Here is a 5,722-nt window from a genome sequence, read left to right as displayed (position 1 = left end):
TAATATGGACGTTTACGACCAGCGATGCTAGGGTCAAGCTGAAACATCTTTATCCTGTGTTTGAGGAGGAGGAATCGGGAGAATCTATTGCACCAAATTAGCTGAAACAGTCCAGTAGGATGGGTTAGCGGTAGCGTAACCCTTGCTGGTGTTGGGTTTCGTTACCTCAACCCAACCTACAAGATCACTAACCTACACTCTTCGGCGATCACAAATTATGAAATCTAAAAAAGTGATTGCCCATGCCCAATTAATCAATATCTTGCCAATTCAATGCTGTAGCAAATCGGATCAAATGACCAACATTGGTTGTCGCAATAATTACTTCTGCCGCCTCATTGGCCAATATTTGTGCTTAAGCAGCTAGAATAACATCCCCATCTAATGCCTTGGGATCGGCAGTGGGTTGTCCCCTTTTTCTGATTTCTGCCCAAAGATTCGCGGCTAACAACATGGTATCTGTTTGAATAGGAATATATTCAAGGGTTTGTGTTAAATGATCGAGACGACGGACACTTTTTAATAAATTCGCACGGAGCAGTTCTCGACGGACTTCATAATCTGCAATCTCAGGAATCGCAAATCGTTCACCTCGTTTTAGAAGCGTTTTTAGCCACTGTTGACAAGCGAGCGGAAGTCCTTTGGCCTTGGGATTTGTTACCATACCTAATGGACCCGAATCTAATAAAATTAAGCGATTCATGGGAATAACGGGCGATCTGATAAACGGTCTTCATCTATAGCCTTTTTTAAATAGTCCCAAGTTTGTTGATGTTCGGAAGCATCTTCATCTTCGCTTAACCAAGAGTCTAAAAGATTAATCGCTGCTTGATTTTTTTGAGCTTGTTCTGGGTTAATAATCGCTGAAGTTGTTGATGGAATTGTTTGTCGAAATTGGCGCAGTGTTTCTAGTAGTTCTGTCCAATATTCTCTGGAGGTTGCTTCTATTTCAGAGATTAGCAAGTCGAGGGAGATTGGCGATCGCTTGGAAGAATTTACCACAGATACCACTCACAAATTAAAAGCTATCTTTCAATTCTAATTGATCTAAGCAGAAAATAAATAAGCTCTCCTGATGACTGATAGATAAAAGGTATGTCACTGAAGTAACACACCTTAATTAGTGTTGGGTTTCGTTGTTTCAATGGAACCAAGAAGAAAGGGCGATCGTACTAATCAATTAAGTCTCTTGCTGAGTTATGATCCAAGGATAAAGTTGATCGCTAACGGTGAGATAGATGTTACTGTCCATCGCTTTCGGAATTAGGTATTGATTAGATGCTAAATTTTTAAGATAGACAAAAGCACCTTTTTTGATAAATCCGTTGAAGGTATCAGAATCAGATACGGGGACGATAGACCATTTTGTATTGTCTTTATAGGGAGAATAATAGTAACAACATAACTTGGTAATTGGGTCAGACGGAAATCCAGAAAAGTAACCAAGTAAACAATGATCATTATTTGTTGTACCACTTGTATCAATTAAATCTTGACTACTCTCTGTTTTGATCTCTATTATTGTGTTTTCTTTTAGGTAAGTTTGACCTGTGGAAGAGGGGCTTAATTGGAAGGGTCTCGGTTGAGTACAGTTGATACCCAGTATTGGGTATTGATAAGGAAGAATAGCAGTCCCTTTATAAGATCCACAAATGTATCGAGCTTGATTATCTTGAAAATTAACTGGAACAGATAAATTGATTAAATTTTCATAAGGATCTGATGAATCTGGTTTTATTTCTGTGATTGCATATTCAGACAAAGACTTGACCGTTTTAAGATTTTCTATAGTACAAGACTGATGATCTCCTGATAAAGTCCAGAGATTGTCATCAAGGGAAAAAGTTAGACTTGGAGAATTGCAATTTTCCGTCAAATTAACCCGAACTGGATAAAATCCCGTGGCAACGGATGTTTTAATTTGTCCTTCTTTAAGTTGATCTGATGAATAGTGAAGAATTGCGAATAATTTAGCCTGAATTTCTAATGTACTTTGGGGTGGTAGCGTAAATACACTATAGATTTTATTGGTATAATTATTATGGTTAGGAGACAGAGCGATTGGTTTCATTAGTGCATACCATAATGAAGACTGTTGATTATTTTGCACAACAAAGGAGTAGGTTAAACTGGGGTTTTGTGTTATTTTTGGATATTGATAATCATCATTATCAAAAGTATAGACATATCCAACCGATAAAGTAGATTTATAACAGGTAGGTTGAATAATGGTGTCTTCATCAGGATTATACTGATTGACACGGCAACCTATCGTATCAGGTTTAATCTTGATAGTGTAGGACGGAAAAGCTAAATCATTCGTATTAAATAAGGTCAATAAAGTAATGTTTACATCTCTGCTAGGGTTAGCACCAACTCCCCAAAAAAAGTGTAAATTCAACTTGTCTTTTTGAAAATCTTCTATTGGCTGTTGATTATTAATTGTAATTGTATAGTTAGTCATTAGGTTAACTTCCATTTGATTTCACAGCTAGGTGTAGAGACGCTTTAGCAAATACTTTGCGTTTTCAGGTAACATCATCCAAGTCAACTAAAAGTCAACAGTTCGGAAGATGTTACCGGAAAAAAGGCTCTTCTCAATTCTCATTTTGAAACGATTTTGCGTTGTTTCAGCGATCTAGAGATTCGTTAAGAATTATTAACCCCTCTAGGTGCAAGGGTTTTAATGTCATGAAACCTTAAAATGAGAATTGCTGGGTCTATACTGATAGAATATCCGCAAAATAGCCCTAAAAGTCTTGCCCGATAAGCATTTCACGATTCCATAAGCAAAAATTATCACACAAAGTCGAGAAGAGCCGAAAAAAGAGTTAGCTATTAACGAGTGTCACTAAATTTGCTCCAGACCCAACTGGAGTAACAGGTGTCGTTCCTGGCGCGTTTAGCACTTGATAAGTGCTATCTAGGATTTGTAACTGATAAGAAGTGGTACTACTAGAAAACGAGAAAGAGCAACCCGGCGCACTTGCCACCGCTTGAACATTACCAGACTGAAGATTGACTTGTGCGGCAAATAACGCAATTGTCTCTTGGGGAGTCATGTTAATAGAGCCTTGCGGGGTTAGAGTAAAGGCACAAAAAGGAAGGTACTGTTGACCTGCTGGTGTGTTAATCAGTCCTGCTAAACCAACAGTGACATTAGGTGTACCTGCTGGTCGGTTATTTGTTAAGGCTATACTACCTGGTGGCACCGGATTAGTTCCAGCAGTAAAAGTTCCATCTGCGTTGAACACAAGTCCATTACCTAGTGCTATTTCACTGGATAACGCTTGCATTTCAATTGTGGTATAGGCGGCAATTTGTGACTTGTTAAAAACATAAACCTTATACTTTGGCTCGTAGTCAATAGCTACCGTCCCAAATATGTTGCCAAAAGGAACTGAAAACCATGTCGGCACTCCAACAGCAAGCTGGTTGGGTCCTTTTGCTCCTTTAAAACCGAGAAGTTGATAATTGTTCGCCTGAAGGTATGTTAGCACCTTTTTTTGCTCGGCAGAAGTAAAATCAAAGTCCATTGAAAAAGTAGTCATAATATCCTCCAGGGATTACTAGAACGTTTTTGGTGTGACACCTTTAAGACCATCTCAAAGGCGAATTTCTAAATTTTTTGAGCTAGAGATTTTTTCTCTAAGAGTTAAACAGTTACGATAAGAACACCGATACTGTTAACTTCGTTGTAAATGGCCTGATTTGCGGGAGAAGAAGCATAGGCATATATTGCGCCTCTGGCTTGGCTACTGTAGGCAATGCCCACTACCCATCGGGCACCAGGATTTAGAGGAGTGTAGTTAGCGATCTTTACTATGTCTTGCTGAACTGAGTTAAGAAGTGCTGCTCCTGCGTTAGTAGCACTTTCGACTTTCAATTCAATTGCATACTGACCTTGGCTATCCTGTGCTCCTATATCAAGCCTCCATGTACTATTTGGAGGAGGATAAGGGAGTTCACGGGCGGCCTGAAGTCCTGCTTGAAGTAACAAAACAACAAGCTCGACTTGCATCCACACTTCCCATGCTGCACCAGTGGTAATAGCTTGGGTAATTCGTACTTCATCACCCAGGATCAATGCCAATAAGTTCTGATTAGTCATTGTTTTGCCTTTAGTGTTTGTACACCCCTAAAACACTCTCAAAAATCCATTTCTGAATTTTTCGATTTAGCCATAATGCCTTAAGCAAAATGCCTTGTCTTTTGGGTTAAAAGTGATTGCTTTCATCACCTTTGATACCAGAATAAGTTTTATTTTGAGTAATGGCAATCTCTAAAACTAATACTTTTCTAATAGGTTTTTTGGTGCAGAATATTAACTTTTATATTAGATTTATATTAGATTTATATTAGATTTAAAAGGTCACTTTATGGTATAATGCCCTAACCCTTGAAGTAGAACAGATGAATTAATCAGACAGATTTAAGAGATTAAACCCGATTTACCTTAACTAGAATGAGTAAAACTCTTTTATATGCTGATTTGTTGCGATTTCAGGGATTTATTGCTGGATTTATTCAAGTAAAGTCTAAAAAACGCCCGCTTTTCTCAGAAAATCAAGAGATGCGATCGCACTCAAAGATGAAACCAGATGCTATTTAGTCGTAATCTCCCAAAATATCCCACTCTCTCAGATGTAGCATCTTTAAAGTATGGATGTTAGATCAGTTAGGTAAAAACTCTACAGATGGTGTTGCTACAAACCTTGTACCCCTACAGATAGGGTATTTTTTTGAGCGGGTCTAATTTTTCCTGTAATATTAGATTTTTTTTAACTTTAAAGAGTCACTTTATGGTATAATAACGTACTTTTTAAGCAGAACCAATGAATTAATCGGGCGGCTAAAATCCTCAAAATCCCTTTATCCTCTGACTTGTAGCGGTTTCAGGGGATGAAAAAATGCAAAAAAGCGATCGCTTATCCCTCAAGGAAAACACCTGCCATAAGTAAGGAGATGCTATTATTGGATGATGAGTATTAGAGAAGCTGTCATTCTCGAAGATTACCCGGAATATCCTCAAGGGCGTTGTCTGCTAGTCTTACAAGGAGAAAACCATGACAAAAAAGCCTCACATTAAACTCATCCACATTGGAGAGTACATGGCTGAAGTGGAAGTCGAACTGATTGAGACTCCCGAAGGATGGTCGCCCTATTTATCATTAGAAGACGCTCAAAAATTAGATGATGTCCGTGAAGCCCTTCGTCAAGGTGATCTACAAAAAGCTTTCAATTTAGCACATCTTTACAAAATTACCCCTCTTACCGTTTAACTAAACCTTGACCAGAAAAAATTAAAAAGCGATCGCTATTCCTCAGAACAACACAGCGATCGGCTAACTTGTAACTATCACAAGCAACATTATTGGAGGGCTGATAATTCTTCCCGAAGAATACGGCTTGACATACCCCACGCCGTAAACGGACGTGGATTCTTCTAGCATCACTGCTGAGAATTTCTGGCTCAACGAGTCCACTTGAATTAGATTCCTGGCGAAATCCCACCCAGAGGTGGTTCTCTCCTCAGACTTTCGCGACCTTACAGAAGCCTGTTCTCGTATGCCCTACGATACAGTTCAAAACCTCTAAAATAATTGGTTTCTTTGGTACTTGACGCTTAGAGCTTTTACCTATAGGAGCATTCCCCTATAGAACCCCATAACTCTAGTTTTCAAGGTGCGTTCATCGGTTGATGACTGGGTTTTTTAAGCGG

7 protein-coding genes are annotated in these 5,722 nt (G+C 38.8%); 1 reads left to right on the top strand and 6 read right to left on the bottom strand.

Annotated features, from left to right (window positions below; all coding sequences use genetic code 11):
- Positions 1 to 355 precede the first annotated feature (355 nt).
- From EWV84_RS19900 to EWV84_RS19880, 5 genes are all read right to left on the bottom strand, one after another.
- Positions 356 to 703, bottom strand: a complete 348-nt coding sequence (locus EWV84_RS19900; protein WP_287079594.1) for a PIN domain-containing protein — start codon at positions 701 to 703, stop codon at positions 356 to 358.
- Positions 700 to 1,002: a hypothetical protein gene (locus EWV84_RS19895; protein ID WP_287079593.1), complete on the bottom strand. Its 303-nt coding sequence runs from the start codon at positions 1,000 to 1,002 to the stop codon at positions 700 to 702. Before EWV84_RS19895 ends, EWV84_RS19900 begins: the two co-directional genes overlap by 4 nt.
- Before the next feature lie 178 nt (positions 1,003 to 1,180).
- Positions 1,181 to 2,479, bottom strand: a complete 1,299-nt coding sequence (locus tag EWV84_RS19890) for a hypothetical protein (RefSeq protein ID WP_287079590.1) — start codon at positions 2,477 to 2,479, stop codon at positions 1,181 to 1,183.
- A gap of 352 nt (positions 2,480 to 2,831) precedes the next feature.
- Positions 2,832 to 3,551 carry a hypothetical protein gene (locus tag EWV84_RS19885; RefSeq protein WP_287079588.1) on the bottom strand — a complete coding sequence of 240 codons (720 nt, stop codon included), beginning with the start codon at positions 3,549 to 3,551 and terminating at the stop codon, positions 2,832 to 2,834.
- 104 nt (positions 3,552 to 3,655) lie between these two features.
- On the bottom strand, positions 3,656 to 4,111 hold the full coding sequence (locus EWV84_RS19880) for a hypothetical protein (RefSeq protein WP_287079587.1): 456 nt from the start codon (positions 4,109 to 4,111) through the stop codon (positions 3,656 to 3,658).
- Between the two features lie 1,000 nt (positions 4,112 to 5,111).
- Between EWV84_RS19880 and EWV84_RS19875 the strand changes: the two genes are divergently transcribed.
- A complete protein-coding gene (locus tag EWV84_RS19875; RefSeq protein WP_287079585.1) occupies positions 5,112 to 5,282 on the top strand; it encodes a hypothetical protein in 171 nt (56 codons plus the stop codon).
- Here EWV84_RS19875 and EWV84_RS19870 read toward each other — a convergent pair.
- Positions 5,272 to 5,514 (bottom strand): hypothetical protein, encoded by a 243-nt coding sequence (locus EWV84_RS19870; protein ID WP_287079584.1) that lies wholly within the window; start codon positions 5,512 to 5,514, stop codon positions 5,272 to 5,274. The genes EWV84_RS19875 and EWV84_RS19870 overlap by 11 nt on opposite strands.
- Positions 5,515 to 5,722: the final 208 nt, after the last annotated feature.

The sequence above is a fragment of the Microcystis sp. M_QC_C_20170808_M3Col genome, from assembly GCF_007095505.1.
Taxonomy (GTDB): Bacteria; Cyanobacteriota; Cyanobacteriia; order Cyanobacteriales; family Microcystaceae; genus Microcystis.
This window is presented reverse-complemented; position numbering and strand designations above follow the sequence as displayed.

Coding starts and splice junctions, on each gene's coding strand:
- EWV84_RS19885 (WP_287079588.1), bottom strand. CDS start 3,551: ATGACTACTTTTTCAATGGACTTTGATTTTACTTCTGCCGAGCAAAAA.
- EWV84_RS19890 (WP_287079590.1), bottom strand. CDS start 2,479: ATGGAAGTTAACCTAATGACTAACTATACAATTACAATTAATAATCAA.
- EWV84_RS19880 (WP_287079587.1), bottom strand. CDS start 4,111: ATGACTAATCAGAACTTATTGGCATTGATCCTGGGTGATGAAGTACGA.
- EWV84_RS19900 (WP_287079594.1), bottom strand. CDS start 703: ATGAATCGCTTAATTTTATTAGATTCGGGTCCATTAGGTATGGTAACA.
- EWV84_RS19875 (WP_287079585.1), top strand. CDS start 5,112: ATGGCTGAAGTGGAAGTCGAACTGATTGAGACTCCCGAAGGATGGTCG.